At 58.5% G+C, this 25,849-nt stretch carries 30 protein-coding genes and 1 other RNA gene; 12 read left to right on the top strand and 19 right to left on the bottom strand.

Annotation, left to right across the window (positions count from 1 at the left end; all coding sequences use genetic code 11):
* Positions 1 to 23: 23 nt before the first annotated feature.
* The gene (locus BMX80_RS06575) at positions 24 to 317 is read left to right on the top strand and encodes a ribbon-helix-helix domain-containing protein (RefSeq protein ID WP_074866551.1); all 294 of its coding nucleotides are present in this window, start codon (positions 24 to 26) and stop codon (positions 315 to 317) included.
* A gap of 6 nt (positions 318 to 323) precedes the next feature.
* On the opposite strand, the gene BMX80_RS06570 is transcribed toward BMX80_RS06575, so the two are convergent.
* The 6 genes from BMX80_RS06570 to ftrA all read right to left on the bottom strand — a co-directional run bounded on the left by BMX80_RS06570 (position 324) and on the right by ftrA (position 6,174).
* A complete protein-coding gene (locus BMX80_RS06570; protein WP_074866548.1) occupies positions 324 to 692 on the bottom strand; it encodes a hypothetical protein in 369 nt (122 codons plus the stop codon).
* An 81-nt stretch (positions 693 to 773) separates the two neighbouring features.
* A complete protein-coding gene (locus BMX80_RS06565) occupies positions 774 to 2,699 on the bottom strand; it encodes a DUF389 domain-containing protein (protein WP_074866546.1) in 1,926 nt (641 codons plus the stop codon).
* Positions 2,700 to 2,789: 90 nt separating this feature from the next.
* Positions 2,790 to 3,533, bottom strand: a complete 744-nt coding sequence (locus BMX80_RS06560; RefSeq protein ID WP_074866544.1) for a DUF6969 family protein — start codon at positions 3,531 to 3,533, stop codon at positions 2,790 to 2,792.
* Positions 3,534 to 3,590: 57 nt separating this feature from the next.
* Entirely contained in the window at positions 3,591 to 3,773 is a 183-nt protein-coding gene (locus BMX80_RS17810) for a hypothetical protein (RefSeq protein WP_175474882.1), read from the bottom strand.
* A gap of 214 nt (positions 3,774 to 3,987) precedes the next feature.
* Positions 3,988 to 5,136: an acyl-CoA dehydrogenase family protein gene (locus BMX80_RS06550; protein ID WP_074866542.1), complete on the bottom strand. Its 1,149-nt coding sequence runs from the start codon at positions 5,134 to 5,136 to the stop codon at positions 3,988 to 3,990.
* Positions 5,137 to 5,190: 54 nt separating this feature from the next.
* Positions 5,191 to 6,174, bottom strand: coding sequence for a transcriptional regulator FtrA (gene ftrA, locus BMX80_RS06545; protein WP_074866539.1), 984 nt, complete (start codon positions 6,172 to 6,174; stop codon positions 5,191 to 5,193).
* 100 nt (positions 6,175 to 6,274) lie between these two features.
* Here ftrA and BMX80_RS06540 point away from each other — a divergent pair, with 100 nt between their 5' ends.
* Both BMX80_RS06540 and BMX80_RS06535 read left to right on the top strand, forming a co-directional pair.
* Positions 6,275 to 6,700: a rhodanese-like domain-containing protein gene (locus BMX80_RS06540; RefSeq protein WP_074866536.1), complete on the top strand. Its 426-nt coding sequence runs from the start codon at positions 6,275 to 6,277 to the stop codon at positions 6,698 to 6,700.
* 71 nt (positions 6,701 to 6,771) lie between these two features.
* The gene (locus BMX80_RS06535; protein WP_074866534.1) at positions 6,772 to 7,029 is read left to right on the top strand and encodes a DUF1272 domain-containing protein; all 258 of its coding nucleotides are present in this window, start codon (positions 6,772 to 6,774) and stop codon (positions 7,027 to 7,029) included.
* Positions 7,030 to 7,036: 7 nt separating this feature from the next.
* Here the strand turns inward: BMX80_RS06535 and recR are convergent, their stop codons facing one another.
* The 5 genes from recR to BMX80_RS06510 all read right to left on the bottom strand — a co-directional run bounded on the left by recR (position 7,037) and on the right by BMX80_RS06510 (position 12,220).
* On the bottom strand, positions 7,037 to 7,639 hold the full coding sequence (gene recR / locus BMX80_RS06530; RefSeq protein WP_074866532.1) for a recombination mediator RecR: 603 nt from the start codon (positions 7,637 to 7,639) through the stop codon (positions 7,037 to 7,039).
* Positions 7,640 to 7,711: 72 nt separating this feature from the next.
* Complete coding sequence (locus tag BMX80_RS06525) at positions 7,712 to 8,038, bottom strand: YbaB/EbfC family nucleoid-associated protein (RefSeq protein ID WP_071870553.1); 327 nt, start codon at positions 8,036 to 8,038, stop codon at positions 7,712 to 7,714.
* A 45-nt stretch (positions 8,039 to 8,083) separates the two neighbouring features.
* On the bottom strand, positions 8,084 to 10,240 hold the full coding sequence (gene dnaX, locus BMX80_RS06520; protein ID WP_074866529.1) for a DNA polymerase III subunit gamma/tau: 2,157 nt from the start codon (positions 10,238 to 10,240) through the stop codon (positions 8,084 to 8,086).
* 133 nt (positions 10,241 to 10,373) lie between these two features.
* Positions 10,374 to 10,470: signal recognition particle sRNA small type (ffs, locus tag BMX80_RS06515), an RNA gene on the bottom strand.
* A 115-nt stretch (positions 10,471 to 10,585) separates the two neighbouring features.
* The gene (locus tag BMX80_RS06510; protein ID WP_074866526.1) at positions 10,586 to 12,220 is read right to left on the bottom strand and encodes a methyl-accepting chemotaxis protein; all 1,635 of its coding nucleotides are present in this window, start codon (positions 12,218 to 12,220) and stop codon (positions 10,586 to 10,588) included.
* A gap of 142 nt (positions 12,221 to 12,362) precedes the next feature.
* On the opposite strand from BMX80_RS06510, the gene BMX80_RS06505 reads away from it, so the two are divergent.
* The 5 genes from BMX80_RS06505 (at position 12,363) to BMX80_RS06485 (ending at position 15,231) form a co-directional block, all read left to right on the top strand.
* Positions 12,363 to 12,671: a metalloregulator ArsR/SmtB family transcription factor gene (locus tag BMX80_RS06505; protein ID WP_074866524.1), complete on the top strand. Its 309-nt coding sequence runs from the start codon at positions 12,363 to 12,365 to the stop codon at positions 12,669 to 12,671.
* A gap of 160 nt (positions 12,672 to 12,831) precedes the next feature.
* Positions 12,832 to 13,335 (top strand): VOC family protein, encoded by a 504-nt coding sequence (locus tag BMX80_RS06500; RefSeq protein WP_074866522.1) that lies wholly within the window; start codon positions 12,832 to 12,834, stop codon positions 13,333 to 13,335.
* Between the two features lie 10 nt (positions 13,336 to 13,345).
* Positions 13,346 to 13,825, top strand: coding sequence for an arsenate reductase ArsC (locus BMX80_RS06495; RefSeq protein ID WP_074866519.1), 480 nt, complete (start codon positions 13,346 to 13,348; stop codon positions 13,823 to 13,825).
* The gene (gene arsB / locus BMX80_RS06490) at positions 13,822 to 14,859 is read left to right on the top strand and encodes an ACR3 family arsenite efflux transporter (RefSeq protein WP_074866517.1); all 1,038 of its coding nucleotides are present in this window, start codon (positions 13,822 to 13,824) and stop codon (positions 14,857 to 14,859) included. The genes BMX80_RS06495 and arsB overlap by 4 nt, the downstream gene beginning before the upstream one ends.
* Before the next feature lie 129 nt (positions 14,860 to 14,988).
* Positions 14,989 to 15,231 (top strand): DUF6316 family protein, encoded by a 243-nt coding sequence (locus tag BMX80_RS06485; RefSeq protein ID WP_074866514.1) that lies wholly within the window; start codon positions 14,989 to 14,991, stop codon positions 15,229 to 15,231.
* Between the two features lie 168 nt (positions 15,232 to 15,399).
* Here BMX80_RS06485 and fpr read toward each other — a convergent pair whose 3' ends face one another.
* Positions 15,400 to 16,176: a ferredoxin-NADP reductase gene (gene fpr / locus BMX80_RS06480; RefSeq protein ID WP_074866510.1), complete on the bottom strand. Its 777-nt coding sequence runs from the start codon at positions 16,174 to 16,176 to the stop codon at positions 15,400 to 15,402.
* Positions 16,177 to 16,272: 96 nt separating this feature from the next.
* Here fpr and BMX80_RS06475 point away from each other — a divergent pair, with 96 nt between their 5' ends.
* Positions 16,273 to 17,199 carry a LysR family transcriptional regulator gene (locus BMX80_RS06475; RefSeq protein WP_074866507.1) on the top strand — a complete coding sequence of 309 codons (927 nt, stop codon included), beginning with the start codon at positions 16,273 to 16,275 and terminating at the stop codon, positions 17,197 to 17,199.
* On the opposite strand, the gene BMX80_RS06470 is transcribed toward BMX80_RS06475, so the two are convergent.
* A complete protein-coding gene (locus BMX80_RS06470; RefSeq protein WP_074866504.1) occupies positions 17,196 to 17,954 on the bottom strand; it encodes a helix-turn-helix domain-containing protein in 759 nt (252 codons plus the stop codon). The genes BMX80_RS06475 and BMX80_RS06470 overlap by 4 nt on opposite strands.
* A 171-nt stretch (positions 17,955 to 18,125) precedes the next feature.
* On the opposite strand from BMX80_RS06470, the gene BMX80_RS06465 reads away from it, so the two are divergent.
* Complete coding sequence (locus tag BMX80_RS06465; RefSeq protein ID WP_074866501.1) at positions 18,126 to 18,695, top strand: hypothetical protein; 570 nt, start codon at positions 18,126 to 18,128, stop codon at positions 18,693 to 18,695.
* Here the strand turns inward: BMX80_RS06465 and BMX80_RS06460 are convergent.
* The 3 genes from BMX80_RS06460 to BMX80_RS06450 form a co-directional block, all read right to left on the bottom strand.
* Positions 18,692 to 20,032 carry an ATP-binding protein gene (locus BMX80_RS06460; RefSeq protein WP_083394258.1) on the bottom strand — a complete coding sequence of 447 codons (1,341 nt, stop codon included), beginning with the start codon at positions 20,030 to 20,032 and terminating at the stop codon, positions 18,692 to 18,694. The two genes, BMX80_RS06465 and BMX80_RS06460, sit on opposite strands and share 4 nt — an antisense overlap.
* On the bottom strand, positions 20,032 to 20,709 hold the full coding sequence (locus BMX80_RS06455) for a response regulator transcription factor (protein WP_074866499.1): 678 nt from the start codon (positions 20,707 to 20,709) through the stop codon (positions 20,032 to 20,034). The genes BMX80_RS06460 and BMX80_RS06455 overlap by 1 nt, the downstream gene beginning before the upstream one ends.
* Positions 20,710 to 20,774: 65 nt before the next feature.
* Positions 20,775 to 21,374, bottom strand: coding sequence for a hypothetical protein (locus BMX80_RS06450; protein ID WP_074866494.1), 600 nt, complete (start codon positions 21,372 to 21,374; stop codon positions 20,775 to 20,777).
* A gap of 233 nt (positions 21,375 to 21,607) precedes the next feature.
* Between BMX80_RS06450 and cmoA the strand changes: the two genes are divergently transcribed.
* Entirely contained in the window at positions 21,608 to 22,348 is a 741-nt protein-coding gene (cmoA, locus tag BMX80_RS06445) for a carboxy-S-adenosyl-L-methionine synthase CmoA (protein WP_074866491.1), read from the top strand.
* Positions 22,345 to 23,304 (top strand): tRNA 5-methoxyuridine(34)/uridine 5-oxyacetic acid(34) synthase CmoB, encoded by a 960-nt coding sequence (gene cmoB / locus BMX80_RS06440; RefSeq protein WP_074866488.1) that lies wholly within the window; start codon positions 22,345 to 22,347, stop codon positions 23,302 to 23,304. Before cmoA ends, cmoB begins: the two co-directional genes overlap by 4 nt.
* Positions 23,305 to 23,343: 39 nt before the next feature.
* Here the strand turns inward: cmoB and pdxJ are convergent, their stop codons facing one another.
* The 3 genes from pdxJ to era form a co-directional block, all read right to left on the bottom strand.
* A complete protein-coding gene (gene pdxJ, locus BMX80_RS06435; protein ID WP_074866485.1) occupies positions 23,344 to 24,099 on the bottom strand; it encodes a pyridoxine 5'-phosphate synthase in 756 nt (251 codons plus the stop codon).
* A gap of 3 nt (positions 24,100 to 24,102) precedes the next feature.
* Positions 24,103 to 24,789 (bottom strand): DNA repair protein RecO, encoded by a 687-nt coding sequence (gene recO / locus BMX80_RS06430; protein ID WP_074866482.1) that lies wholly within the window; start codon positions 24,787 to 24,789, stop codon positions 24,103 to 24,105.
* A 157-nt stretch (positions 24,790 to 24,946) separates the two neighbouring features.
* Entirely contained in the window at positions 24,947 to 25,849 is a 903-nt protein-coding gene (era, locus tag BMX80_RS06425; RefSeq protein WP_074866479.1) for a GTPase Era, read from the bottom strand.

The raw sequence follows: 25,849 nt of genomic DNA, 5'->3' as shown, positions 1-25,849 counted from the left end.
TGACCCGCTGATGGAGGTGCCCTATGTGCGAAATCTACGTAAAAGCCGACCCACGCTTGTACCAAAAACGCCGCCGTTCGCTGCGTGTTGGCGGTGTGGTGACCACCCTGAGTCTGGAAAACCAGTTCTGGGATACGCTGGAAGAAATGGCCGCCGGCGAAGCCATCAGCATGCCGCAGCTGGTCGGCAAGCTGTATCAAGAAGTGATGGATTACCACGGCGAAGTGAGCAACTTTGCCTCGTTCTTGCGCGTGTGTTGCATGCGCTACACCACGCAAGTATTGCCGCTACAGCAAGCAGCCAAACCGCACCTATAACATTGTTTACCTCACAGAGGCACGGGCTTCTAAAAACTCCCTCTTAGTAATTGGGCAAAAATACTCTTTAAACTGCCCTTCATTAACAGCAAGAGAATAACAAGCACCTTCGATTACCGCTTTACGAACAACTTCCCCCTCAATTTCAGAATTAAACTTAATAACTACCACCTCATCAGAAGACGTCACTCGTTCATATTCAGTGATTTCATGCCAGCCCTCCATAACAGCTGTAAACCTTTCACACTCAATATGCATGTACAGCTTGCCGAAGAAATTATTCTCAAATAATTCCTTTTGCTTTTCCGAAACACCTTGAGCCTGACGAAAACTGGACAGTGTCCTTTCCGCGTCAGACCTCCAATACCCCTCCAAAGGACAAGACCATAATTGACCAACACAGCCACAAGATAGAAAAAGGAATGCTAGGCACCTAAGCATTATCTCTAATACCCCTTAAAGACTAATCCGCGGTGTCAGCTCTAGCTCAATTGGCTGCTCCAGCTCGCGCTCCAGCTGAGCTTTTAGGCGTTTCATTTCGCTGTAGGTAACACCGCTACGCGACAGCACATCGGCGTGCAGCACAATGCGTTTGCCCTTCAAGCTGACTTGCACGTTGCTCAAGCTGATTTCTTTACCGTCGAGAATAAACACCTGCCCAGCGGCCAGTTTTTCGATCTGCCAGTGTTTGGTGATTTCGACAAACGACACGGTCAGTGGAATCGACACCAACACCAACAGCACTAGCGACACACTCAAGCCACGCCGCGCACGCTGGAACGGCGCATAGCCCAAGAACAAGAAGGTCAGCGCGGCAGCCAACGCAATACCCACCAAGTTGGTCAGAAACAGCAACATTGAGCCACTGAACACATGCCAATCGAGCCAGCCTAAACCAATCCCCGAGACACACAGCGGCGGCACCAAGGCCACGGCAATCGCCACGCCCGACACGCTTTTGGCCACATCTTCGCGCACGTTGGCATAAGCGCCGGCAATGCCCGAGGCAATCGCCACGCCCAAGTCGAGCAAGTTGGGCTGCAAGCGCCCGGCAATCTCGTTGGTGATGCGCTCAATCGGCACCAATAACGCCACCATGGCGGCGGTGCCCATGGCGAGGCACATACCGATGCCAATGGTTTTTAGCGATTGCTCCAGCATGCCGCGATCACCGCGCAACAAACCCATCGCCAAAGAAATAATCGGCGCCATCAACGGGGCCAGCACCATAGCGCCGATAATCACCGCCGGACTGGAAAGGAATAAACCTAAGCTGGCCACGATGGCGCTCAGCACCATCAGGGTTAGGAAGGTGCTGTGCGGCCGCGCCATGTCACGCAGGATGACAAACAGGTCGCGGAACTCTTCTTCCAGCGCGTGGGTAAACAGCGGCAGGTGCGCCTCGATCATTTTCAGCCGCTCTTCGTTGCGCGGCAGTTGCTCGGTACGGTGCACTTCTTTGCTATCGCCACGGCTGAAATACACCTCGCTGACATTCATCAGCAGTGCTTTGGCGTGCAGTTTCAGCTCAATGCGCTTGGCTTCGCGGGGCTTGCCGTCAATGAAATAGGCCAACGGCACTTCGCTTTCCAGCGTCAGTTCTGGGCAGCGGATAAAGCTCACCGCGCGCGGCAACTTAGCCAGCGGTTGCTCGCCCTGAAAAATCCCGCGCAGCAAAAAGCCCAAGTATTCGCCCACCGATTTAGGCGCAATCACTAGGGTGGAAATCAACCCATCTTGCACCTCTAGGCGAGTGCCCATCAGGCGCGCCGCAGGGCCGCGAATGTCATTCTCAATCGCCACTAAACCGGTAATGGCGGTGTGCAGGGCGTTTTCGCGCGTGGTAGTTAGGTACACCGGAAAGGGTTTGATCTTGAACAGGTTCAGCACGCTTAACCAAATCAAGGCTAGACGATACAGCCACTGCTCGATCAGTGAGTGACCGCGATTTTGAAACGCCTTACTGCGGCCATCCAAAAACGGCGTTTCCCCCACCATCACTAGGCCTAAGGTGGTTTCGCCGTTACAGCGCAGCACGTCGATCTTTTGTGGCTGGTCCGAGCACGCCAGCGCGATGGCTTCATCGACATTGCGTGGCAGGTTAAACCACTCGTGCAGGCGAATTTGTTTTTCGCGCGGCACCACGCCCAGCACACAGCCCAAGCGTTCGGCGATGTCCAAATAACCGGGTAATTGCTCATCGGTGAGCACGGCGAGCAAGTGTTGTTGTTCGCCCATAAACTCGGCGGGCGACTGCACAAAGCGGCTCTCGGCCACCTCAGTCAAGGCAATCGCGTTGTCGCTGGCATAACGGCGTAGCGCCTCCAGCCGACCGCACTCTTCACTGCCCACCACCAGCAAGGCTTGCGTTACGTGCCCCATGCTACCCCCGAGCGAAAAAATGGATGCCTAGGGTGCCTACTCGCTTAACCGCTGACAAGCACCGCAACAAAGCATGGCAGTCGTTATGGCTTAAGCACTTTGTGGCAGCGAGGTATTTAGCAGTGCCGTCCAGCTATCCACATTGATCGGCAAATAACCGGTGATTTCTAACTGGCGATCTTCCAAAACATCCACGCTAGGCTGCGCGGCCTGCGCGTGCGCGATGACCTGATCGCGATGCTGCAAAAGGTATTCAATCTGCGGCCGGTACAAGCGCAGCAAGGCCGTTAACCAGCGATTCACCGGCCACGAGGGCTTGGCATGATCAATCGCAAAGCCATCCAACATGCTGATCACATCACTGGCGCTGTACCAAGTTTCGCCGGTGACCCAACGGTTACACGCAAACAAGCCCATGGGATAGCCGTAGGCGTCCATCGACACCGCAATCAAATGGCTGATCGCCTCGGCATCTACCGGCCACTGGGCGCGACTGGGCTGTGCGTAAGGCTGGGCCACGCAAGCCGGTGGCATCCCTTTACCACGCATAAAGGTGTGAAAGTGACCGTGCTCGCCCTTACCGCCACGATGGGCGTGGTAGTAATACTGGCCGTGGCTGTCGCGGTCGTACACATCATCCGCCGGGTAGTGCTGCATCTGGAAGAAGGTCCCTTCACCGCGCAGCACCTCGCCGACCACATTCAGCCCGCCTTTGACCAACACGCGATAGCATTCGCGCACCTCTGCAGCGGCAGCCAGCAAGGCTTCGCGGGCCACGGCGTCATGCGGCACAAACTGCGCCTGATCGAGCGATAAAACCGGGTTATGCGTCATTCAGCGGCCTTAGCAGAGGGTGATCGACAGCGTGCAAGCCACATGCACCTAAATAATTTAGCCGATGCGCGACAGCATCACCTGCCGCGCATGACAGAGCTTAGTTAGCCGCGCAGGGATTTGCTGCACATGGGTTAGCCGCACACGGATTGGCGGCGGCGCAGGGGTTAGCGGCAGCACAGGGATTGGCCGCGCAGGGGTTTGCAGCACAAGGGTTTGCAGCACAAGGATTGGCAGCACAGGGGCTCGCGCTAGCCACAGGCTTGGCCGCGCAGCTGGCCATTGCTTGCGGGGCCACCGCCGCGGTCATCAGACTTACCGACATCACAGCAGCCACAGCGGCTTTGTTTCGCAGACTCATGGGGCATTCCTCTTAAAGTATTTGCCTTGCCCACATGGCAAGGTCGGCCAATAGACGGGCCGACCTGGGTGCTGTTACAGCCTGCGGAAAAAATTACAGGCCCAGTTGCTTACTGATGATCTCGTTCATGATTTCGCGGGTGCCGCCGCCAATCGACAAAATACGGTTATCGCGATACAGCCGCTCGACCAACGACTCGCGCATAAAGCCCATGCCACCGAGAATTTGCGTGGCGTCATAGGTAATACGATCAGACACATCGGTGGCAAAGTTTTTCGCCATGGAGATCTCCTTCACCACGTTTTTGCCCGCGGCCATTTTCGCCGCTTGGCGATAGGTGAACTCCCGCGAGACTTCCAGCTGCGTGGCCATTTCGGCCAAGCGGTGCTTTAGCACCTGAAACTTGCCGATCGGCTTGCCGAAGGCTTCACGCTCGCGGGCCCAGCGCATGGCTTCATCCAAGGCCAACTGCGAGGTCATGTTGGCCATAATCGCCAGCGCCAAGCGCTCGCTCTGGAAGTTCGCCATGATGCAGGCGAAGCCGAGGTTCTCCATGCCAATCAGGTTTTCCACCGGCACTTTGCAGTCGTCAAAGAACAGCTCGGCGGTATCCGAGGCCCACCAACCCATCTTTTTCAGGCTACGACCCACGGTAAAACCGGGGGTGTCTTTTTCAATCAGCAGCAAGCTAACGCCGCCAAAACCTTCGCCGCCGGTGCGGACCGCCACGGTGTAATAGTCGGCACGCACGCCGCTGGTGATAAAGGTTTTGCTGCCACTGACGCGATAAAAATCGCCATCACGCACGGCGCGAGTTTTCAGGTTGGCCACATCCGAGCCGCCAGAAGGCTCAGTAATCGCCAAGGCAATGATCTTCTCGCCGCTTAACACCTCCGGCACCACGCGCTCGCGCAGCGCCGGCTTAGCCCATTTGAGCACTGGCGGCAGGCCAATATCTAACGAACCCAAACCGGCCACCAAGCCGCCGGAGCCAGAGCGCATCAGCTCTTCACTAGCGGCGACTTTGGCGAACACATCGCCCTCATAACTGCCGCCGTATTGCTCGGGGTAACCGATGCCTAAGATGCCCGCCGCGCCTGCCTTCCGATACAGCTCGCGGGGGAAGCTTTCGGCCTCCTCCCAGTCGGCAATGTGCGGGAGGATTTCCACCTCAACAAAGCGGCGTACCGAATCGCGAATCAATTGGTGTTCGGCGGTGAAGTAATCCAGTGCATCCGACATAAGTGAACGAGCCTCTGAGGTCTTTTTTGCGACCATACCGAGCGCTTGCTTGGTTTACAAGGCGCTAGTTATGCCAGCCTTGCCGCCGTTCTGGCCGAAACGTCGCCGATATACCGCAGGCGACACCCCCACATGCTGGCGAAAGGCGCTGCGCAGGCTTTCTGCCGAAGCAAAGCCGCTGGCCTCGGCCACCCGCTGCATGTCTCGTTCGTGCGTCAGTAACTCCCGCGCGCGCTGCAATCGCGCTTGTAGCAGCCAACCTTTGGGGCTAATGCCGGTGGCCTCGTGAAAACGGCGCAGCAAGGTGCGTTGGCTAACCGCGAGAAAATCCGCCATCTGCGCCACGCTTAATGGTTCGTGCAGGCGTGCCTGCAACCAATCCAGCAGCGCCGCCACATCGCGACGCGGGCTGTGAATCACTGGCTGCTCAATAAACTGCGCTTGCCCACCACTGCGCTGCGGCGCCATCACTAAGCGCTGGCCAACCCGATTAGCCACCGCTTGCCCGCAGTCGCGCGCCACTAAATGCAGGCACGCGTCGATGCCCGCCGCACTGCCGGCTGAGCAAATTAAACGGCCGTTATCCACGTACAACACGCTGGCATCCACGGCGACCTGCGGGTAACGCGCCTGCAACTCGGCGCAATAACGCCAGTGCGTGGTGGCCTTTAAGCCATCCAACAAACCGCTGGCGGCGAGCACAAACACGCCTGAGCAAATCGACACAATACGTGCGCCACGCTCATGCGCGGCGCGCAGCGCGGCGAGCAAATCTTCTGGCACGGCGGCGTTACGATCTCGCCAACCGGGAATCACGATGGTCTGCGCCTGCGCGAGCAAATCCAAGCCGCCATCCACGGCAAAGGTCAGCCCGCCAGCTGCACGCAGCGGCCCCGGCTCGATCGCTGCCACTTGGTGGCGATACCACGGAAAATCAAATTCCGGCCGCGCCAACCCGAAGATCTCCACGGCAATACCAAACTCAAACGTACACAGGCCATCGTAGGCCAAGGTGACGACTAATCCCGGATCACGCATTGGCGAATTTCCACCGCTTTATGACTTATTCGCCAATATAGCCCAACCGCTGGATTGCCTACAGTGGAGCTTCCAAACACATCGAGTAAGGAAGCCCACCATGAACGCCGTTACCCAATATCCCGCCCTACCCGCCGCACAAGCTATGAGCTATTACGCCGAGCGCTTAGCTCGTGAGACCGACTGCACCGATGTCGCCAGCGCGCTACACAGTGATAACCCCGGCTTTGTGTTGTTAGATGTGCGTAGCGCCAGCCTGTATGCGGCAGGCCACGCACAAGGCGCGCACAGCTTGCCGCACCGCGAGATCAACGCCGCACGCATGGCCGATTACCCGGCAGAAACCTTGTTTGTGGTGTATTGCGCCGGCCCACACTGCAACGGCGCGCATAAAGCGGCGCTAAAACTCAGCGAATTGGGGTTTGCCGTGAAGGAAATGCTCGGCGGTTGGCTGGGCTGGCAAGCCGAAGCGCTGCCCGTTGGGCAAAGCGCGACTCGCGCGGTGGCCAATGGCTGCGGCTGCTAAACAGCGCGCAGTGCGCCATCCACAACAACCGGCGCGCGGCTAACCACCCGCGCCTACCCCGAGGTTTGATGATGTTAGACATGCGACCCGGCTGTGAATGCTGCGATGCCGACCTGCCCGCCGATGCTGGCGGTGCTTACATCTGCTCGTTCGAGTGCACCTTCTGCGCACATTGTGCCGAACAGGTTTTGGCCTTGATCTGCCCGAACTGTGGCGGCGCTTTGCTCAGCCGACCCATCAGGCCCAGCGCCCTATTGCAGCGCCATCCGGCCAGCAGCACACGCATTCACAAACCGCAGGGCTGCCGACCAGAGCCAAGCAGCGCTTAATCGCTGTTTAGTGGCCGGCCATCGACTTACGGCCCGCCAAGGCATGCGCCAAGGTGCCGCCATCGACCAGCTCTAGCTCGCCGCCCAACGGCACACCGTGGGCGATGCGCGACACCGCCAAGCCCTGCGGCAGCAGCAGTTGGGCGATGTAATGCGCAGTGGCCTCGCCTTCGACTGTCGGGTTGGTGGCGAGGATCACCTCGCTAAACTGCCCCTCGCTAATCCGCGCCTCTAGCTGCGGAATGCCAATGGCATCCGGCCCTAAGCCATCCAGCGGCGACAAGTGACCCTTGAGCACAAAGTAGCGGCCACGAAAGCCAGTTTGCTCGACCGCCCATACGTCTGTAGGGCTTTGCACTACACACAGCAGACTGTCGTCACGGCGTGGGTCGCTGCACAGCTGGCACTCATCCAACTCGCTGAGCGTGCGGCAGCGTTTGCAATAGCCCACGCCATGCAGGGCTTTTTCTAGCGCCTCGGCCAACTTCAGGCCGCCGGGGCGTTCGCGCTCCAGCAAATGCAGCGCCATACGCTGAGCGGTTTTTTGCCCAACACCGGGCAACACCCGCAGGGAATCAATAAGCTGGCGAATTAGCGGACTAAAACTCATGGCATCTCGCCCATAGCAAGGCGGCGCATAAAGCGCCGCACAATGACTGACATTCTAAGTGGCAGCACAGCTTTAGAAGGGCATTTTAAAGCCCGGCGGCAACTGCATACCGGCGGTCATGCCGGCCATTTTATCTTGGTTGTTTTTCTCGATCTTGCGCACGGCATCGTTAACCGCAGCGGCGATCAGGTCTTCGAGAATTTCTTTGTCTTCTTCCATCAGGCTGTCGTCGAGGCTGACGCGCTTCACGTCGTGACGACCGGTCATGGTGACTTTGACCATGCCCGCGCCAGACTCGCCAGTGACTTCGGCGTTGGCCAGCTCTTCCTGCATTTTCTGCATTTTTTCTTGCATCTGCTGGGCCTGCTTCATCAGGCCTGCCATGCCACCTTTCATCATGGTGATGTCCTCATTTTTGCATCGGCGAACGCGGCTGGCGTTCGGTTAATTGATCGGCTCAATGCTGCCATCGATCACGCTGGCGGCAAATTCTTTGACTAACTGCTGCACCAAGGGATCAGCGGCGATTTCTTGCTCGGCATCCAATTGACGCTGAGCGCGGCGCCGCAGCTTGGCCTTGGCCGGGGTTTCTTGCTCGGGCGTGCAGACGTCGATCTGCACATCCACGCTGCCGCCGACATGCCGGCCTAAGGCATCGGCCAAACGCTGGCGCTGCGTTTCGTTGTACAGCGCGCTTTGCGCTGGGTCCAATTGCAGCGACCAACGCGCGCCCTCGCGGGCCACCAAGGTGCAGTTATCGGCGATATTCAGGGTCAGGCCCGAGAGGCCTAAATTGGGGCATAAAGCCAACCATTCGGCGGCCAAGCCCGAAGCCGGGGCGATGTGACTTAGCTCGTCCAGCTGGGCTTGCGCGGCACTGCCAGAGACTGGCGCAGGCTCGCTATCGTCTTCGTCATAGTCCGGCAGGCTATCGAAGTAGGCATCGGCGGCCAATGGCGGCTCTTCGTCGGGCAGCACATCGCCGATGTGTTCTTCGGCAGGCGACTCAGGCAGTTCTTCTCGCTCAGGCTCAGGCGCGGCAGCAACAAGGGCCTCAGCGGCAACCGGGGCCGGTGTAGGCTCAGACGCTGTAGGCGCAGCAACAGGCTCAGGCTCTACCTGCGCAAGCGCAGGCTCAAGCACTGGCGTTGCAGCTGAAGCAGGCGGAGTGACGGGCTCAGCTGACGCCTCCACCTCCGTCTTAACCTCCGCAACAGGTTCGACCGCCTCCTGCTGTACCGCGTTTTGTGGCGCAGTGGGCGCTGGCTCTTGCCACGGCAAATCCACCACGGGTTCGGCAACAGAAAGCGCAGGCGCGGCAGGCTCGGCAACCGGCTGAGCAACAAGCTGGGCAACAGCTTGCGGCGCAGGTGCTTGTTCAACAGACGCAACGGGCGGCGCTACAGCGGGAGCACTGTGGGCCACCGCGGGGGCTGGTTGAGCAGTGGTGGCCGCACTGCCGCCCTCAGGCTTTACCGGCAGTTCTAACTTAGGCGGCGGTGGCGCTTGCGTTGCCCCCGCGGGCTTAAAGGCCAGCATGCGCAGCATGACCATCTCAAAGCCCGAGCGGGCATCGGGCGCCAGCGGCAAGTCGCGCCGCCCCACTAAACCCACTTGGTAATAAAACTGCACGTCTTCGGCGGGCAAATGCTCGGCAATCGCCAGCACCTGCTCGCGGTCGCCTTGGGCGTTATCCACCGCCTCGGGCACTAACTGCGCCACCGCCACGCGGTGCAGCACATTGAGCATTTCGCCCAGCACGCCGGCCCAATCGGGGCCTTGTTCGGCTAAGTGCGCAATCGCTGCCAACACGCCTTTAGCATCGGCAGTGATCAGCGCCTGCAACACCCGGTAGACCTGACCGTGGTCGAGATTACCCAGCATGGCGCGCACGTCATCGGCCATGACCTTGCCTTCACCAAAGGCAATCGCCTGATCGGTCAGGCTCATAGCATCACGCATCGAGCCATCGGCGGCGCGGCCGAGCTGCCACAGCGCATCGTCTTCAAACGGCACTTGTTCGGCGGTGAGTACGTGGCTTAGGTGCTCAACCACACGCTCCGGCGGCATGTTCTTCAGCGAGAACTGCAAGCAGCGCGACAGAATGGTAACCGGCAGCTTTTGCGGGTCGGTGGTGGCAAGCAAAAACTTAACGTGCGGCGGCGGTTCTTCGAGGGTTTTTAGCAGGGCATTGAACGAGTGCGTCGAGAGCATGTGCACTTCGTCGATGAGGTAAACCTTGTAGCGGCCACGGCTCGGCGCGTACTGCACGTTTTCCAGCAGTTCGCGAGTGTCTTCGACTTTGGTACGGCTGGCGGCGTCGACTTCGATCAAATCAACAAAGCGGCCTTCGTCGATCTCGCGGCAAATCGAACACTGCCCACAGGGCGTGGAGCTAATACCGGTTTCGCAGTTCAGGCACTTGGCCAAGATACGCGAGATGGTGGTTTTACCCACGCCGCGCGTGCCGGTGAATAAATAAGCGTGGTGCAGGCGCTGGTTATCCAACGCGTTGATCAGGGCCTTGAGGACGTGGGTCTGACCGACCATTTCGCGGAATGAACGCGGACGCCACTTGCGCGCAAGTACCTGATAGCTCATGGAAACCTGACCTTATTGAATCAGCCGGTACTGTAACCAAGCCACCGCCAAAATGCATCCGCTGCCATGTGCCGCACACAGCATTCAGCGCGATTCGCAAGAGATATGAAGGGAGAGAAGAAGATGGAGGTGTCCCCACCAGCCACACCCCGGCACACGATGTTCCCGCTGTGGCTGCTTCCTTCCGGACCTGACCAGGTTAACGGGTAATCATTGCGGGGGGACCGGCAGGGCCACCACAAAGCACTGACGGCCACTGGGGGCCGTCAGGTGTGGGGCATTGTACTGATTTGTAAGGCAAAGACAACCAAAGCCCAGCGCGAAAGCGCAGGCCGCGCTGCTCGCTTACACCTTAAAGCGGGCGATCTGGCGTTCTAGGTCGTCGGCCATTTTTGCCAAGCGCTGGCAGGCTTCGGTGGCTTGCGCGGAGGTTTGCGCGCTGCGGTCGGACATATCGCGCACATCAGTGATGTTTCGGGCGATTTCTTCAGTCACGCTACTTTGCTCTTCGCAGGCGGTGGCGATTTGTGCGGCGCGCTCGTTAATGCCGTTGACGGCGACAATCGCTTCACCAAGCACCTGCTCCGCTTGACCGGCCTGTTTAACGCTGGCCTCTGCCCGGCTGGAGCCTGCCTGCATCACTTGCACCGCATTGCGCGCCCCCAACTGCAAGCGCTCGATCATGGTTTGAATGTCTTTGGTCGACTCTTGCGTGCGCGCGGCCAAGGCGCGCACCTCATCGGCCACCACGGCAAAGCCGCGACCTTGCTCACCGGCCCGCGCCGCTTCAATGGCTGCGTTCAAAGCCAGCAAGTTGGTTTGCTCGGCGATGCCTTTAATCACTGCCAACACGGCGCCAATGCTGTTGGTTTCTTTCTCCAGCTCACCGATGGCTTCTGAGGCGCCGGCCACCTCGCGCGCGAGTTCCCCTAAAGCGGTCATGGTATCGCTCACCACGCGGCCACCAGCTTGGGTTTTTTGCTCGGCCACGGTGGCGGTGTCAGCCGCCGCTTGCGCATTGCGCGATACCTCATGAATAGCGCTGCTCATCTGTGTGGCGGCGGTGCTGACTTGATCGACCGACATATGACTGTCGGCAATTAAGCGGCTGTTATCGCCCGCCATGGCCACCAGCTGATCGGTAGCCCCGGCGACATCGCGGGTGGTCGCGCTGATCTGGCTAATCAGACCCTGTAGCGAATCTAAGAAGCGGTTCATGGCGCTGCCCAGACGCGCCAGTTCATCTTTGCCGCTGGCATCGACACGCACGGTTAAGTCGCCCTCGCCACTGGCGATGTTTTCCACCCGCTCGACCAAGGCATGCATACGCTGGGTGAGCAAACGCGGAAAGCCCACCACCAGCACCACGCAGAACACTAAGCCCACCAGCAAGGTAATGGTTTGCGACCAAGCCACTGCGGCGGCCTCCTCGCCCACTTCAATGGCGGACTTGCGTGCGGCATCCGACACTTGCGTGCCGATTTTATCCAGCGTATCGCGCGCGGCTTTAAAGCTGTCGTAGCCCTGCGTCATGGTCATCTGTTGGGCCTGTGCGGGGTCTTTACCAGCCATGGCCAGAATGCTCTCAGTCACGCCACGCCAGGTTTGTAACTGTTGCTGAAAGCGCTGGAACTCTTGTTTAAGTGCCGGGTTTGCCAGCACTTCTTCCGCTTGTTTCACCCGATCACGGGCTTGATCAAGGTTCTCGCGGCTTTCGCCACGGATCGCCTCTTGAATCTGCGGGTCGGTAGCCAAGATCAAACTGCGCTCGGCCAAAAAGGCCTGATACATATCGCGGTCGGCCTCCAAGATCAGCACGGCACCGGGCATATCCTTAAGGCCCAACTCAGCGCCATGGCTGGCTACCGAATTAACCCCTCGAATACCGCTGATAGCCACAATGGCCAACACCAGGGCCAGCAAGGCAATGGGCAAAGCAATCTTCCAACGAAAGCTTAAGTTGGCAAGCACCGCGAACATGGCATGACCTCGCAAAAGACGTGAAGGCAGCGCACCTGCCTTCAATGTCTAACAGCATAGTTGGCCGCAGAAAAAATGCCGGCTTGAATATCTGCAAAAACGCATATACGATTCTTCGCACATTCGATATAGCAGATATCCCATGCAAGCCACCGAGCTGTTTAAAGCCTTAAGCGACGAAACCCGCCTGCGCTGCCTGCTGTTGATGGGCGAGGCAGAAATTTGCGTATGCGACTTAACCAGTGCGCTTGATCTCGCCCAGCCGAAAATCTCCCGCCACTTGGCCCTGCTGCGCAGTTGCGAGCTGGTGCTCGACCGCCGCCAAGGCCAATGGGTGTACTACCGCATAAACCCCGACTTGCCCGACTGGGTGCGCGACATTCTTAGCGTGTGTTTACGCGAATTGCCCAGTCATTACCCAGAACTTCAACGCAGCCGCGACTGCTGCTAAGTAAGCACTGATTTAATGCCTGCACGGCACAATCACAGCGTTGTGCGGTGCTCACAACCTCGCCTACCACACGGTATGCCTCGGTTGCTGCGCTCCGTACGCCTCGTGCTTGAGCCGTTCGACGATTTAATCAGCGCTTCCCTAACAAGAGGCCCACACCATGAAACGTCTGCACATTCATGTATCCGTTGCCGAGCTTGCCCCGGCGATTAGCTTTTATAACCAACTGTTTGCCAGCGAGCCGAGCGTGGTGAAAAACGACTACGCCAAGTGGATGCTCGACGACCCGCGCGTCAACTTTGCCATCTCGACCCGCAGCAACAAACCGGGCCTCGACCACTTAGGCATTCAGGCAGAAAACAGCGACGAGCTAGCCGAACTGGAACAACGCGCCCTAGCCGCCGGCAACCCCGTGCAGCCCGAAAGCGGTGCCTGCTGCTACATGGAGTCCAACAAATATTGGACGGTCGACCCGGCTGGTATCCCGTGGGAGCAGTTCCACTCGCTGAACGAAGTGCCCACCTTTAACGGCCAGCCGGAAGCAGCAACCCCATCCGAAAGCGCCTGTTGCGCACCTAAAGTATCCAAGCCTGCTGCCAAGTCAGGCGCCGCTAAGCCCGTTATCGCCAAGCCGCGCTGCACACCCAGCAGCGGCTGCTGTTAAGGAGCCTGCCATGCTTAACGTACTGATTCTGTGCACCGGTAACTCGTGCCGCTCAATCATCGGCGAAGCGCTGATTAACCACTTAGGCCAAGGCCGCCTGCGCGGCTTTAGCGCCGGCAGCCAGCCCACCGGCCAAGTGAACCCCGGCGCCATTGCCGTGCTAGAACGCCACGGCCTAAGCACCGCCGAGTTTCACAGCAAAACTTGGGACAGCTTCGGTGAGCAGGCCTTTGATCTGGTGATTACCGTGTGCGACAACGCCGCTGGTGAAATCTGCCCGCTGTACCCCGGCCGGGCGGTTAAAGGCCACTGGGGCATTCCCGACCCGGCGCATGTCAGCGGTAGCGAAGCGCAGATTAACGCCGCCTTTGAGACGACCTTTGAGCAACTCACCGCGCGCATCGAGCGTTTGCTGGCGCTGCCGATTGAAACCCTCAGCGATGCAGACCTACGCGCCGCGCTGAATGAGATTGGAGCCAGCACACCGTGAGTCAGAGCAGTCCTTTAGGTATTTTCGAGCGCTATTTAAGTGTCTGGGTAGCGCTGTGCATTGTTGCCGGGTTAAGCCTGGGTCACTTCGCACCGGCCCTGTTTGAGCAAGTCGCCGCGCTAGAGGTTGCCTCGGTCAACTTGCCAGTGGCTGTGCTGATCTGGCTGATGATTCTGCCGATGATGGTGCAAATCGACTTTGCCGCCATCAAAGCCGTTGGCCGCGAGCCGCGCGGTTTAGTGCTCACCCTCATCATCAACTGGCTGATCAAACCCTTCAGCATGGCTGCGTTGGCGGTGCTGTTCTTCGAGGTGCTGTTCGCCGGTTGGGTGGATGCACAAAGCGCGCAGGAATACATCGCCGGGATGATTCTGCTCGGCGTCGCGCCCTGCACTGCTATGGTGTTTGTCTGGAGCCAGCTAACCCGCGGCGATGCCGCCTACACCCTGGTGCAAGTGTCGATTAACGACCTGATCATGGTGGTGGCGTTTGCCCCTTTGGCCGCCCTACTGCTAGGCGTGACGGAAGTCAGCGTGCCGTGGAGCACCCTGCTGCTCTCCGTGGTGCTGTATGTGGTGCTGCCGCTGCTGGCTGGCATGGCGCTGCGTCGTTGGCTGCTAAAACGTGGCGAAGCCAGCTACGCACACTTTCTGGCGCGTATTAAGCCCATGTCGATCATTGGCCTACTCGCCACTGTGGTGATTCTCTTCGCCCTACAAGCGCCGACCATTCTGGCCCAGCCCGGAGTGATCGTGCTGATCGCCATTCCGCTGCTGCTACAAACCTACGGCATCTTTGCCATCGGCTATGCGTGGGCCAAGTGGTGGAAATTGCCACACCGCATCAGCGCACCGGCGTGCATGATCGGCACCAGTAACTTCTTTGAGCTGGCCGTCGCCGTCGCCATCGGTCTGTTTGGCCTGCACTCTGGTGCAGCGCTGGCGACTGTGGTGGGCGTGCTGGTTGAAGTACCGGTGATGCTCTCGCTGTGCGCCTTTGCTAACCGCACGCGGCACTGGTTTCCCGAACAATAAAACCCAAGCAGCCAATAACATTCGACCGCTCGGCAGAAAACTACCCAGCGGTCGAACTGTTTATTTTTCAACCAGTCAAAGGCGCGCTAGATTGACAGTAAGCTTTCTTGCCTGAACGGAGTTGACGGCATGTACTGTCGAAGGTCGAGCGACGATGACCACGGCACCTATTACCGCAGCCAGCGCCTAAGTTGCGTTGACGGCGAATATTTTTTTGCCACCCGCGAAAACCGCTGGCTCGGCCCCTTCTATACCCGCGAAGACGCCGAGCAACAGCTCAATCTGTACATCCACCGCATGCAACTGGCCGAAAACGGCGCGCAATTTGGCCGCCAATTAGCGGCGCAAGCGCGGCATCCGGATGAATCCTAAGCACGCGCTTGTCTAATCCCTGTTTCCTGGAAGCTCTGATTTAATCGCCGAACGATTCAAGCGCAAGGCGTACGCGCGCAGCGACCGAGGCATACCGTCTGGTAGGCAAGGTTGCGAGCACCGCACAACGCCGTGATTGGATCGCACAGGCATTAAATCAGCGTTTCCTTAACGCTCGACAAACGCGCGCTCAATTACGTAATCCGCCGGCTCGCCCATGCGTGGGGAAATCTTCAGGCCGAACTCCTCGAGCATCTTGCTGGTTTCATCCAGCATGCTGGGGCTGCCGCAGATCATCGCGCGGTCGGTGGCCGGGTTCAGCGGCGGCAGGCCGATGTCTTTAAACAGCTTGCCTGAACGCATGAGGTCGGTCAGACGGCCATTGTTGGTGAACTTCTCGCGCGTCACCGTCGGGTAGTAGATCAGCTTGTCGCGCACCAACTCGCCAAAGTATTCGTTCTTCGGCAAGTGCTCATTAATAAAGTCGGCATAGGCCAGCTCGTTCACCTGCCGCACGCCGTGCACCAGAATGACTTTTTCGTAGCGCTCGTAGGTTTCCGGGTCTTGAATCACGCTGATAAACGGCGCCAAGCCTGTACCGGTGCTGAGCAGGTACAAGTGCTTGCCGGGCAGCAGGTCATCCAACACTAAGGTGCCGGTGGGTTTGCGGCTAACGATCAACTCGTCACCGTCTTTTAAGTGCTGCAAGCGCGAGGTCAGCGGGCCGTCTTGTACTTTAATGCTGAAGAACTCGAGGTGATCTTCGTGGTTCGGGCTGGCGATGCTGTAGGCACGCATTAACGGGCGGCCATTCACCTCAAGACCGATCATCACAAACTGGCCATTCTCAAAACGCAGGCCCGGGTCGCGGGTGGTTTTGAAGCTGAACAGGGTGTCGTTCCAATGATGCACACTCAAAACACGTTCAATCGCCAGATTGCTCACGGCAAGTCCTCCTAGGCTTAAGTGCAGCCATTCTAGAAAGCCCGGCCCTTATCTGATAAACAGTCTTTTTCAATATCACTTACCGGATTAGCCGATATGCATTTCACCCTGCGCCAGCTGCAAGTTTTTGTTGCCACTGGGCAAACCGGCAGCGTGTCACGCGCGGCGGAAAACCTTGCCATGTCGCAGTCGGCCGCCAGTGGCGCGCTGGCTGAGCTGGAAAAACAATTCGACTGCCAACTGTTCGACCGCCTTGGCCGGCGCTTGCAGCTCAGTAGCCTGGGTGAAGAAATGCTGCCCAAAGCCGCCGCCCTGCTCGACCAAGCAGCCGACTTCGAGGCGTTACTGAAAGGCCAAGCCGGTTTTGGCGAGTTACGCGTGGGCGCCACGCTGACCATCGGCAACTACTTGGCCACCCTGCTGATTGGCGAGTTTCTGCAGCGCCATCCGCAGGCCCATGCGCAACTGCATGTGCACAACACTGCTGCCATCATCGAGCAAGTGCGGCATTTTGAGCTGGATATTGGCCTGATCGAAGGCGAATGCCGCGAACGCGATATTCATGTGCAGCCGTGGATTGAGGACGAACTCTGTGTGTTCTGCGCCCCCAGCCACCCACTGGCCAGCGCGCAAAACATCAGCATGGCCGACTTGGCCGAGCAAGCGTGGATCATGCGTGAAGCTGGCTCCGGCACCCGCCGTGCATTTGAAGCCGCACTGCGCCCGCATCGCCGACAACTGCGGGTGCGCCTTGAGCTGGAACACACCGAGGCGATCAAACGTGCAGTGGAATCTGGCCTCGGCATTGGCTGCATCTCGCGCTTGGCGCTGCGCGATGCCTTTCGGCGCGGCAGCTTAGTGCCACTGCAAACCCCGGAGCTAGATCTGCACCGGCAGTTTTATTTCATCTGGCACGAGCAGAAATACCAAACCCTCGGCATGCGCGAGTTTCAGAGCTTGTGTTTAGAGATGACCAAGGGCCTAAGCAGCAGTAGTGATATTCAACTGAAGCCGATTGCTTAAGAGCTACGCCAATGCTTTGGCGACAACCCCAAATAACGGCGCATCGCATGGCTTAACGCCGCTTGATTGGCAAAGCCGCAAGCTTCGGCAATCGCGGTGAGCGACGCACTGCTCTCGCGCAATAAGCGCTGCGCCTCGGCTAAGCGTTCGCGCAGCACAAACTGATAGGGCGTTTGCCCGGTGGCCTGTTTAAAGCAGGCGCTGAAATGCGCGGGGCTCATGTGCACCTGTGCGGCTAGCTCGGCCACGCTAATGCGCCTGCGCAACTGGCTGCGTACATAGCTTTGCAGCGCTGCCACATCAAAGCGCCCGTTCTGGGTGGCCACAGGCTCGGCGAATAAGCGCACATGCAAGGCACGCAGCAGCATGCTGCCTAGGGCGCGGGCCAAGTGGGCGTCGTGGCCAAAGCGCTGTAGCTCGGCCACGGCGTAGTGTTTAAGGCTAATAAAGTCCGCATCCAAGGTGGCAAAACGCGGCTGCTCGAACAGCTGGGTAAGCATGTGCCGGTCGGCCGCATGGGCCTCAGCGCCGGTATCGGCTTCGCCATCCAAAATCAGCATGCGGTTATCGCCCTGGCCGGCAAAGGCATGCGCCACCGAGCCCGGCACTAAGCAAGCATGTTGCGCGCTCACTGCGCCACCGCGCCCAGCCAACTCAAACTCCGCACACCCCTTCACGCCCAACACCAACTGGTGATGACTGTGGGCATGCGTGTGGGCTTGAGCAGACAGTGGCAATAGGCGAGCGGTAAACATGGCGACCTCTTTTTTGCCGCACTGTAACCCAGCCTGACTGAACAGTCATGCCATTAGCCTGTCGACTGTCGTGGTTGTGTATGGCTTTGCCGATTGGCCCTCGGCGCGGAAAACTGCGCAAAAACCGTCTATATGCATAGCAGGCCCGAAAAAAATAATAAGGAGTGGAACATGCGCTATGCATGGCGATGGCTAACGGTATTTTTGTGCGCGCTCAGCGTGAGTAGTTGCAGCACGTGGCTGCCGAGTTCGAAAGAAGAGCAGCTCTCCCCCTTTGATACCTATAACGATGCGGTAAATCGTTTTGCGCAAGCCAAAGTGCAGCAAACCCGCCGCAGCGATTTACTGAAATTAGGTTTCGACCCCCTAAAGGCCGGCAATGGGCGCATGCTGTCGTTTATCGATTTGCGCCTGATGTTTGTGCAGCCCAATGTACCGATCGAATACCTGCCCGATGGCATGCTGCAATGCTTACAAGCCAAAGACCGCTGCACCGGCTTTGCCTTCGGCTTTAGTAAGCTGGAAAAAGAACGTGTGGGTAGTTTTTGGGCCGACCTACTCAACTTCCGCAAGCGCCGGCAAATTAATGGCTGGAGCTTTAATGCCGTGTTTGTGCTGGTAGATGATGTGCTGGTGCACAAGATGAGCAATGGCGAGCCAAACATTCGTCGTTTTGAGTCGAAAAAGCACCCGCTCGGGCCGCTGCAGGATGCGGGGGATTTTATTGAGGACCAGCTTTAATCGACCGCACTCGCAGCTTCTAACGGCGCCAGCCTAAAGCAGGCGCCGCCTAAGCTGGACTCCCCCACACTTAAGCCCAAGCCGTAGCTGTCGAGAATATCCACCACCACGGCAAGGCCAATACCCTGCCCCGGGTGCTGCTCATCGGCACGCACGCCACGGCGTAGAATGGATTCGCGCAGCGCTTGCGGCACGCCGGCGCCGTCATCCTCCACCCACACTTGCCAGCTGTTGCCCTGCTGCACGCACTGAATACGCACCTGCCGCACACACAGGCGATAGGCGTTATCCAGCAGATTGCCGAACACCTCCAGCGCATCGCCCTCGCTTAAGCCCAAGGCAAAATCAGCGGGAAGTTGCTGCATAAACTGCACTTGTTTATCGCGGTAGACCTTATCGAGACTGGCTTGCAGTTTGTTCAGCACCGGCAACAGCGGGTGCTGACTGCGATCGAGCGGCGAACGTTGACTGACCGCCCTTTGCAGCTGATAGCTGATCTGCTGGTTCATGCGCTGCACTTGCTCGTCCAGCACGGCCAGTTCGCGCTGGCAATCGCTGCGCAGCGCCAAGGCATGGCGTACTTGATCAAGCACCGCTAGCGGTGTTTTCAGGCTGTGCGCCAAATCCGCCAAGGTAGTGCGGTAGCGTTCGCGCTGTTGGCGTTCGGCACTGAGCATTTGGTTAAGCCCTTGGGTCAGGGCACGCACCTCATCTGGCACACGGTCATCCAAGGTGTCGCGCTGGCCTTGCTGCAGCTCTGTCAACTGCCTGCGCAGCACAGCCAAAGGCTGTAAGCCCCAGTGCAAACCCAGCCACAGCAAAGCGATCAAGACACACAGCGAACTGAGCAGCCATAGCTTTAGTTGCCGCTTAAACGCTTGCCGTTGTCGGTCGAATTCTGCCGCTGATTTCCACGTCACTATGCTGACCTTGGCAGCACCATGCACTAAGTCTTGATCGTACAAAAAGTAATCGCCACGACGTAAAAACAGCGCTTCTTCGGGATGATATTCGGGCGTGTAGCTAAGCCCCAAGGCGGTGGCCTTCGGGGTTTGCCACAAGAGCTGCCCACTGCGGCCATACACCTGCCCTAACACTTCCGTTTCAAGCTGCGCAAAGCGCGCATTGGGCAAGTCGCGCGGTTGGTAGTAATGCCCGTCGCCGCGATCCGCCGAGGCCAGCACCACTTGCACATCGGCGGCTAAACGCTGGCGAATGCCGTCTTCGGCAACCCCTTCATAGGCCTCTAACAAGGCCCAGTAAAACGGCCAAACAAACAGCACCAGCACAAGGCTGGCCACCAATAGCAAACGCTTACGAAACGAGCCCATCGCCATCAATGGCACGCCACGTTGAACAAATAACCTTGGCCGCGCACGGTATCAATCGGGTTAACCCCGGCGGCGCTATCAAGCTTGCGGCGTAGACGACCGGTGAGCACTTCCACCACGTTGGCTTCACGCTCGTCGTTATCGCCGTACAAATAACTGAGTAGGCGCTCTTTGCTAATCACCTGCTGGTGATGTGTCATCAGGTATTCGAGAATTTTGTATTCGTAAGCGGTGAGGTTGAGCACCTGTTCGCCGACGAAGGCTTGCTTGCGATGGGTATCCACCACGAACGGGCCGCCTTCAATACGGCTTTTCACAAAACCGGTAGAGCGGCGCAACAGCACGTTGAGACGCGCCTCTAACTCTTCAAACTGAAAGGGCTTAACCACGTAATCATCGGCGCCCAGCTGCAAGGCTTCGACCTTGTCTTGCCAGTTACCACGCGCGGTGAGCACTAAGATGGGAAAAGTGGCACCGGACTGGCGAACCTGCCGAATCACCTCAAAGCCATCCATGCTCGGCAAGCCTAAATCGATGATAGCCACATCGCAGGGAAACTCGCGGGCCATGTACAGGCCTTCTTTGCCATCGGCAGCCAGGCTAACGTGATGATCACACGCGCTTAAACGCTCTTGCAGGTGGTGGCTAAGCAGCGTGTTGTCTTCGACCAGCAGAATCTGCATATCCCCTCCTTAAAGCCTCTGACGCTAGGCAGACCCAGCGCCAGAGAGTTTAACAGCCAAGCCCGTTAGAATTTCACATTCACGCCGAGGAACGACTGCTTGCTGCTCGATAGCTCGGCATTGCCGGTGCGGCCTACGCCACGCTCTTTGAAGTCCACATCGGCGTTGTGCTTGAGGTAGCGGAAGCCCGCTTCCAGCTCAACCGCTTGAGTCAGCGCTAACAAACCACCGACCTGCGCGCCGATAGCGTAGCCGTAGCCAGTATCGCGGCTGTAGCCCTTGGACTCTTGCGACACCTTCGTCATACCGCCAGTGACACCGGCGTACAGGCGCGCCGAATCGGTCACGCTAAAGGTGCGGTCGTAGCTACCCAGCAAGTTTTCCTGACGCAGCTTAACGGTGCTGTGGTAGTCATCCGACACCTGCTCGTAAGTCAGGTAAACACGATCATGACCATTGTCGCGGCCGGCGCGCACGCCCCAAGTGCCGCTGTTTTTAATCACGTCATCCATTTTCGCGCCGGGCATTTGCTGTTGCAGACGCTTGGAGCTGTCGTAGTTGGAGGTGCTCTCACCCCAGGTCACGCCAGCAAAGTTGTCCGCCGCGGCGGCCATACCCGCAACACCCATAGAAGCAGCCAGTACAGTCAGTTTGATCAGTCGCATGGTGTATTCCTCGTTAAGTTGCCAGTGATCTTGAACACGCAACCAGAGTACCCAGCGCTCGCTGAACGCCCGCCAAACCGAAGCTGAACCATTACTGAACGAATCGCAGATCGCCACTTAGCGGAAACGCAGCTCAAAGGGCTGCTCCTCACCCGCTGAAATCGACACCTAGCCTTGGGCCTGTGCGGCCGCTGGGCTAAAATCGCCGGCTTTGTTGTTTGCCGAGTAATCCCGTGAGCGAATCCGACCGCCTGTTCAGCCAGCCCGACCACCCAATGCGCGACTTCGTGTTTAACGAGGACGTAGTGCGGGTGTTCCCCGACATGATCAAACGCTCGGTGCCCGGCTACCCCGCCATCGTGGAAAACCTCGGCGTGCTGGCCAACCAATTCGCCCAGCCCAACAGCGTGCTGTATGACTTGGGCTGCTCGCTCGGCGCCAGCAGCCAAGCCCTGCGCCGCCACGTGAAGCAAGACAACTGCCGTGTGCTGGCGGTGGATAACTCGCCGGCGATGATCGAGCGCTGCCGCCAATACATGAGCCAGCAAGACAGCCTGTTCCAAGAACTGCTGCCGATTGAGGTGCTGGAAGCCGACATCACCCAGCTGGCTTTCCAACCCGCTTCGGTGGTGGCACTTAACTTCACCTTGCAGTTTATTGCCCCCGAGCAGCGCCTAGACCTGCTCAGCCGCATTCGCCAAGCCTTAGTACCCGGCGGCGCGCTGCTGCTCTCGGAAAAACTGCGCTTTAGCGATGAGGCCGAGCAACATCTGCTGACCGATCTGCATATCGCCTTTAAACGCGCCAACGGCTATAGCGAGCTGGAAATTGCGCAAAAGCGTAATGCGCTAGAAAAAGTCCTGCTGCCGGACACCCTAGAAGAACACCGCAAGCGCTTACTAAAAGCCGGCTTTAGCCAAGTGGTGGTGTGGTTTCAGTGCTTAAACTTTGCCTCCCTGGTGGCCCTGCCATGATCGCGCTGGACTCGTTACTGGCGCACTTGGCGCAAACCCAACTCAAAGACTGGACCACCAGCCTGTCCGCGCAACTGCAAGAGAAGCTGGATAAAGGCCACGGCGACCTGCAGCGCTGGCAAACAGCACTGGATGCCTTACCGGCGCTAACCCCAGAACAGATTGAGCTAGCCAGCGAGCTGCGCTTATCCGCCGCGTTAGACAGCGCCCAGCAGCAAGCCCTTGAGCAGGCGCTGCTAGGGCTTAAGCCGTGGCGCAAAGGCCCGTTTCATCTGTTTGATGTGCATGTGGATACCGAATGGCGCTCGGACTGGAAGTGGAACCGCATCGCCCCGCACCTAAACCTTAACGGCAAGCGCGTGCTGGATGTCGGCTCGGGCAATGGTTATTACCTGTGGCGTATGCTCGGCGCCGGTGCGCGCAGCGCCATCGGCGTGGACCCGAACTGGCTGTTTCTCTGCCAGTTCAATGCTGTGCAGCGCTTTCTGCCGCACCTACCGGCATGGCAGCTGCCGTTCACGCTGGAAGAGTTACCGGAAAAGCTCGAAGGCTTTGACATGACCTTCTCGATGGGCGTGCTGTATCACCGCCGCTCGCCGATTGATCATCTGATTCAACTCAAAGACACCCTGCTCAGCGGCGGCGAATTGGTGCTGGAAACCTTGGTGGTTGAGGGCGATGCGCAGCAAGTGCTGGTGCCCGAAGACCGCTACGCGCAGATGCGCAACGTGTGGTTTTTACCCTCGGTGCCGGCGCTAGAACTGTGGCTGCGCCGCGCCGGCTTTACTGATGTGCGCTGCGTGGATGTCACCCCCACCAGCACCGACGAGCAACGCAGCACTGAGTGGATGAGCTTTCAGTCGCTGCCCGACTTTCTCGATCCGAACGACCCGAGCAAAACCTGCGAAGGCTACCCAGCACCGCTGCGTGCCACGCTGGTGGCACGCAAGCCCTAAGACTGAATGGCTGGATTAAAGGCCGGCTTAATGACGGGTTTAATGGCTTGGCTGCGCGCGCTGCGCCTGAGCAATCAGCTCGCGCATCTCGCGCACCGCTTGCTTAAAGCCGACAAACACCGCGTGCGCGACAATGGCGTGGCCGATGTTCAGTTCGTTAATCCCCGGCATGGCTGCCAGCGGATCAACATTGTGGTAGTGCAAACCGTGACCGGCGTTAACCACTAAGCCACGCTTCACCGCCAGTTCAACACCGGCGCGAATGCGGGCCAGCTCGGCCAGCTGTTCGACCTCGGTTTCAGCCTCGGCATAAGCACCGGTATGCAGCTCAATCACTGGCGCACCGACACGGGCGGCCGCTTCGATTTGCGCAGGGTCGGCATCAATAAACAACGACACCTCGCTACCCGCTTTCGCCAAGCGCTCTACCGCCGCACGAATGCGCTCCTCTTGACCGGCGACATCCAAGCCACCTTCGGTAGTCACTTCTTCACGGCGCTCTGGCACTAAGCACACATGCTCTGGGGCAATCCGCTCGGCAAACGCGAGCATCTCATCAGTTACCGCCAGCTCAAGGTTCATACGGGTTTGCAGCACTTGGCGCATGACTTCCACATCGCGTTCTTGGATATGCCGACGGTCTTCACGCAGGTGCAGGGTAATGCCGTCGGCACCGGCTTCTTCGGCATCCAAGGCGGCTTTAACTGGATCGGGATAACGCGTGCCACGCGCTTGGCGCAGGGTCGCCACGTGGTCGATGTTTACGCCAAGCAAAACGCGCTGCGTGGGGTTCATGGGTTACTCCTTACGTGATCGAAACAGTTCGCGGCTCAACAAGGGCCGCGAACCTAAATGCGGTGCCAAGGCCTGACGCATCAAGCGTTTAGCCGTGAGTAAAACGCCGGAGGCTTGCCAGTCGGCGCGGCTTAACCCGAGCAATTCACCGCCGGCAAATAAACCCGGGGCGAAAGCATCGCTCACCGCCTCAAGGCCGCTATCGACCAGCAAACGATAGAAGCCCTGCGGGTTAATCGGCTGGCCATGGCAATCGCTATCTAGGGCAAAACCATAGCCCAGCTCATCCAATAATCGCCACTCAAAACCGCGCAGCAAGGGCTCTAAGCTCTCGCCACAGGCCAAGGCGGCCAGCGTGAGTTGGTAATGCTCGAACAGATCGGGGTGTGCCTCGTCTTGCGGTAGCAAGCGCATCAGCAGCTCGTTGAGGTACAAACCGCTAAACAGAAAATCACCGTGCAGAAAGTGCGGTGGTGCGCTGCTCTCAACGCGACTTAAGGTCTTCAGCTCACCAGCGCCTTTAAGCTCCATCTCCAGCAGCTGGAAAGGCCGCGCCTGCGAGCCGCGCTTGCTGCGCGCGCCGCGCAACACGGCACGGCTGCGGCCTTGCGCGCTGAACACATCCACCAGCGCACTGCTTTCGCGATAGGGCCGCGCGTGCAGCACGTAAGCGCTTAGCAGCCCGCTCATCGACTAACGGCTTAAGGGAACACGGATTAAATCGGCGAACGCCACCAGCACAAGGCGCCCGGCGCGCAACAGGCAAGACATACCACGTGGTAGGCGCGCTTGTGAGCACCGCGCAACGCTGTGATGGAGGTGTGCAGCCATTGAATCTGGCGTTCCCTTAGATGTCGTCGCTGTAACCGAGGGAGCGTAACGCCCGCTCGTCATCCGACCAGCCGCCTTTCACCTTAACCCACAGGTTAAGCATGACTTTGCGCTCGAAGAGCTTTTCCATATCGATGCGCGCTTCGGTGCCGATGCGCTTAATACGCTCGCCTTTATCGCCGATGATGATGCGCTTTTGCCCATCACGCTCAACCATGATCAAGGCATGCACATGCAGCAGGCGACCGTCGAGCTTGAACTCTTCAATCTCCACCGCCACTTGATACGGCACTTCAGCACCGAGTTGACGCATAACCTTCTCACGTACCAGTTCAGCGGCTAAAAAACGCGAGCTGCGGTCGGTGATTTGATCTTCCGGGAAGAAGTGCACGCTTTCCGGCAGGCGTTCGCCTACCAGCGCTTCAAGGCCATCCAGGTTATGGCCCTGCTGGGCAGAAATTGGGATCACTTCAGCCTCTGGCAACTGCTCGGTGAGCCACTGTAGGTGCGGCAACAGGGTTTGCTTGTCGTCGATCTTGTCAACCTTGTTCACCGCCAAAATCACCGGGCAGCGCACGTGCTGAACTTTCTCCAGCACCATCTGGTCTTCGTCCGTCCAGCGCAGGCGGTCGACCACAAACACCACCACATCCACATCGCGTAGCGCGGTGGAGGCGCTCTTGTTCATAAAGCGGTTGAGCGCTTTTTCGTTGTCTTTATGCAAGCCCGGCGTGTCGACATAAATGGCCTGCACATCGCTCTCGGTTTTAATCCCGAGCATGTTGTGTCGTGTGGTTTGCGGCTTGCGCGAGGTGATGGCTAATTTCTGCCCCAAAATGTGGTTGAGCAAGGTGGACTTGCCAACATTCGGACGGCCAACAATCGCTACATAGCCGCAGCGGCTCACAGGTTCAGTCAT

Origin of the sequence: Atopomonas hussainii (assembly GCF_900109735.1) — a bacterium.
Lineage (GTDB): Bacteria > Pseudomonadota > Gammaproteobacteria > Pseudomonadales > Pseudomonadaceae > Atopomonas > Atopomonas hussainii.
This window is presented reverse-complemented; position numbering and strand designations above follow the sequence as displayed.

Excerpts from the sequence above, each read along its gene's own strand:
- BMX80_RS06575 (WP_074866551.1), top strand. The coding sequence starts at position 24 with ATGTGCGAAATCTACGTAAAAGCCGACCCACGCTTGTACCAAAAACGC.
- BMX80_RS06565 (WP_074866546.1), bottom strand. The coding sequence starts at position 2,699 with ATGGGGCACGTAACGCAAGCCTTGCTGGTGGTGGGCAGTGAAGAGTGC.
- BMX80_RS06560 (WP_074866544.1), bottom strand. The coding sequence starts at position 3,533 with ATGACGCATAACCCGGTTTTATCGCTCGATCAGGCGCAGTTTGTGCCG.
- BMX80_RS06550 (WP_074866542.1), bottom strand. The coding sequence starts at position 5,136 with ATGTCGGATGCACTGGATTACTTCACCGCCGAACACCAATTGATTCGC.
- ftrA (WP_074866539.1), bottom strand. The coding sequence starts at position 6,174 with ATGCGTGATCCGGGATTAGTCGTCACCTTGGCCTACGATGGCCTGTGT.
- BMX80_RS06540 (WP_074866536.1), top strand. The coding sequence starts at position 6,275 with ATGAACGCCGTTACCCAATATCCCGCCCTACCCGCCGCACAAGCTATG.
- BMX80_RS06535 (WP_074866534.1), top strand. The coding sequence starts at position 6,772 with ATGTTAGACATGCGACCCGGCTGTGAATGCTGCGATGCCGACCTGCCC.
- recR (WP_074866532.1), bottom strand. The coding sequence starts at position 7,639 with ATGAGTTTTAGTCCGCTAATTCGCCAGCTTATTGATTCCCTGCGGGTG.
- BMX80_RS06525 (WP_071870553.1), bottom strand. The coding sequence starts at position 8,038 with ATGATGAAAGGTGGCATGGCAGGCCTGATGAAGCAGGCCCAGCAGATG.
- dnaX (WP_074866529.1), bottom strand. The coding sequence starts at position 10,240 with ATGAGCTATCAGGTACTTGCGCGCAAGTGGCGTCCGCGTTCATTCCGC.
- BMX80_RS06510 (WP_074866526.1), bottom strand. The coding sequence starts at position 12,220 with ATGTTCGCGGTGCTTGCCAACTTAAGCTTTCGTTGGAAGATTGCTTTG.
- BMX80_RS06505 (WP_074866524.1), top strand. The coding sequence starts at position 12,363 with ATGCAAGCCACCGAGCTGTTTAAAGCCTTAAGCGACGAAACCCGCCTG.
- BMX80_RS06500 (WP_074866522.1), top strand. The coding sequence starts at position 12,832 with ATGAAACGTCTGCACATTCATGTATCCGTTGCCGAGCTTGCCCCGGCG.
- BMX80_RS06495 (WP_074866519.1), top strand. The coding sequence starts at position 13,346 with ATGCTTAACGTACTGATTCTGTGCACCGGTAACTCGTGCCGCTCAATC.
- BMX80_RS06485 (WP_074866514.1), top strand. The coding sequence starts at position 14,989 with ATGTACTGTCGAAGGTCGAGCGACGATGACCACGGCACCTATTACCGC.
- BMX80_RS06475 (WP_074866507.1), top strand. The coding sequence starts at position 16,273 with ATGCATTTCACCCTGCGCCAGCTGCAAGTTTTTGTTGCCACTGGGCAA.
- BMX80_RS06470 (WP_074866504.1), bottom strand. The coding sequence starts at position 17,954 with ATGTTTACCGCTCGCCTATTGCCACTGTCTGCTCAAGCCCACACGCAT.
- BMX80_RS06465 (WP_074866501.1), top strand. The coding sequence starts at position 18,126 with ATGCGCTATGCATGGCGATGGCTAACGGTATTTTTGTGCGCGCTCAGC.
- BMX80_RS06460 (WP_083394258.1), bottom strand. The coding sequence starts at position 20,032 with ATGGCGATGGGCTCGTTTCGTAAGCGTTTGCTATTGGTGGCCAGCCTT.
- BMX80_RS06455 (WP_074866499.1), bottom strand. The coding sequence starts at position 20,709 with ATGCAGATTCTGCTGGTCGAAGACAACACGCTGCTTAGCCACCACCTG.
- BMX80_RS06450 (WP_074866494.1), bottom strand. The coding sequence starts at position 21,374 with ATGCGACTGATCAAACTGACTGTACTGGCTGCTTCTATGGGTGTTGCG.
- cmoB (WP_074866488.1), top strand. The coding sequence starts at position 22,345 with ATGATCGCGCTGGACTCGTTACTGGCGCACTTGGCGCAAACCCAACTC.
- pdxJ (WP_074866485.1), bottom strand. The coding sequence starts at position 24,099 with ATGAACCCCACGCAGCGCGTTTTGCTTGGCGTAAACATCGACCACGTG.
- recO (WP_074866482.1), bottom strand. The coding sequence starts at position 24,789 with ATGAGCGGGCTGCTAAGCGCTTACGTGCTGCACGCGCGGCCCTATCGC.
- era (WP_074866479.1), bottom strand. The coding sequence starts at position 25,849 with ATGACTGAACCTGTGAGCCGCTGCGGCTATGTAGCGATTGTTGGCCGT.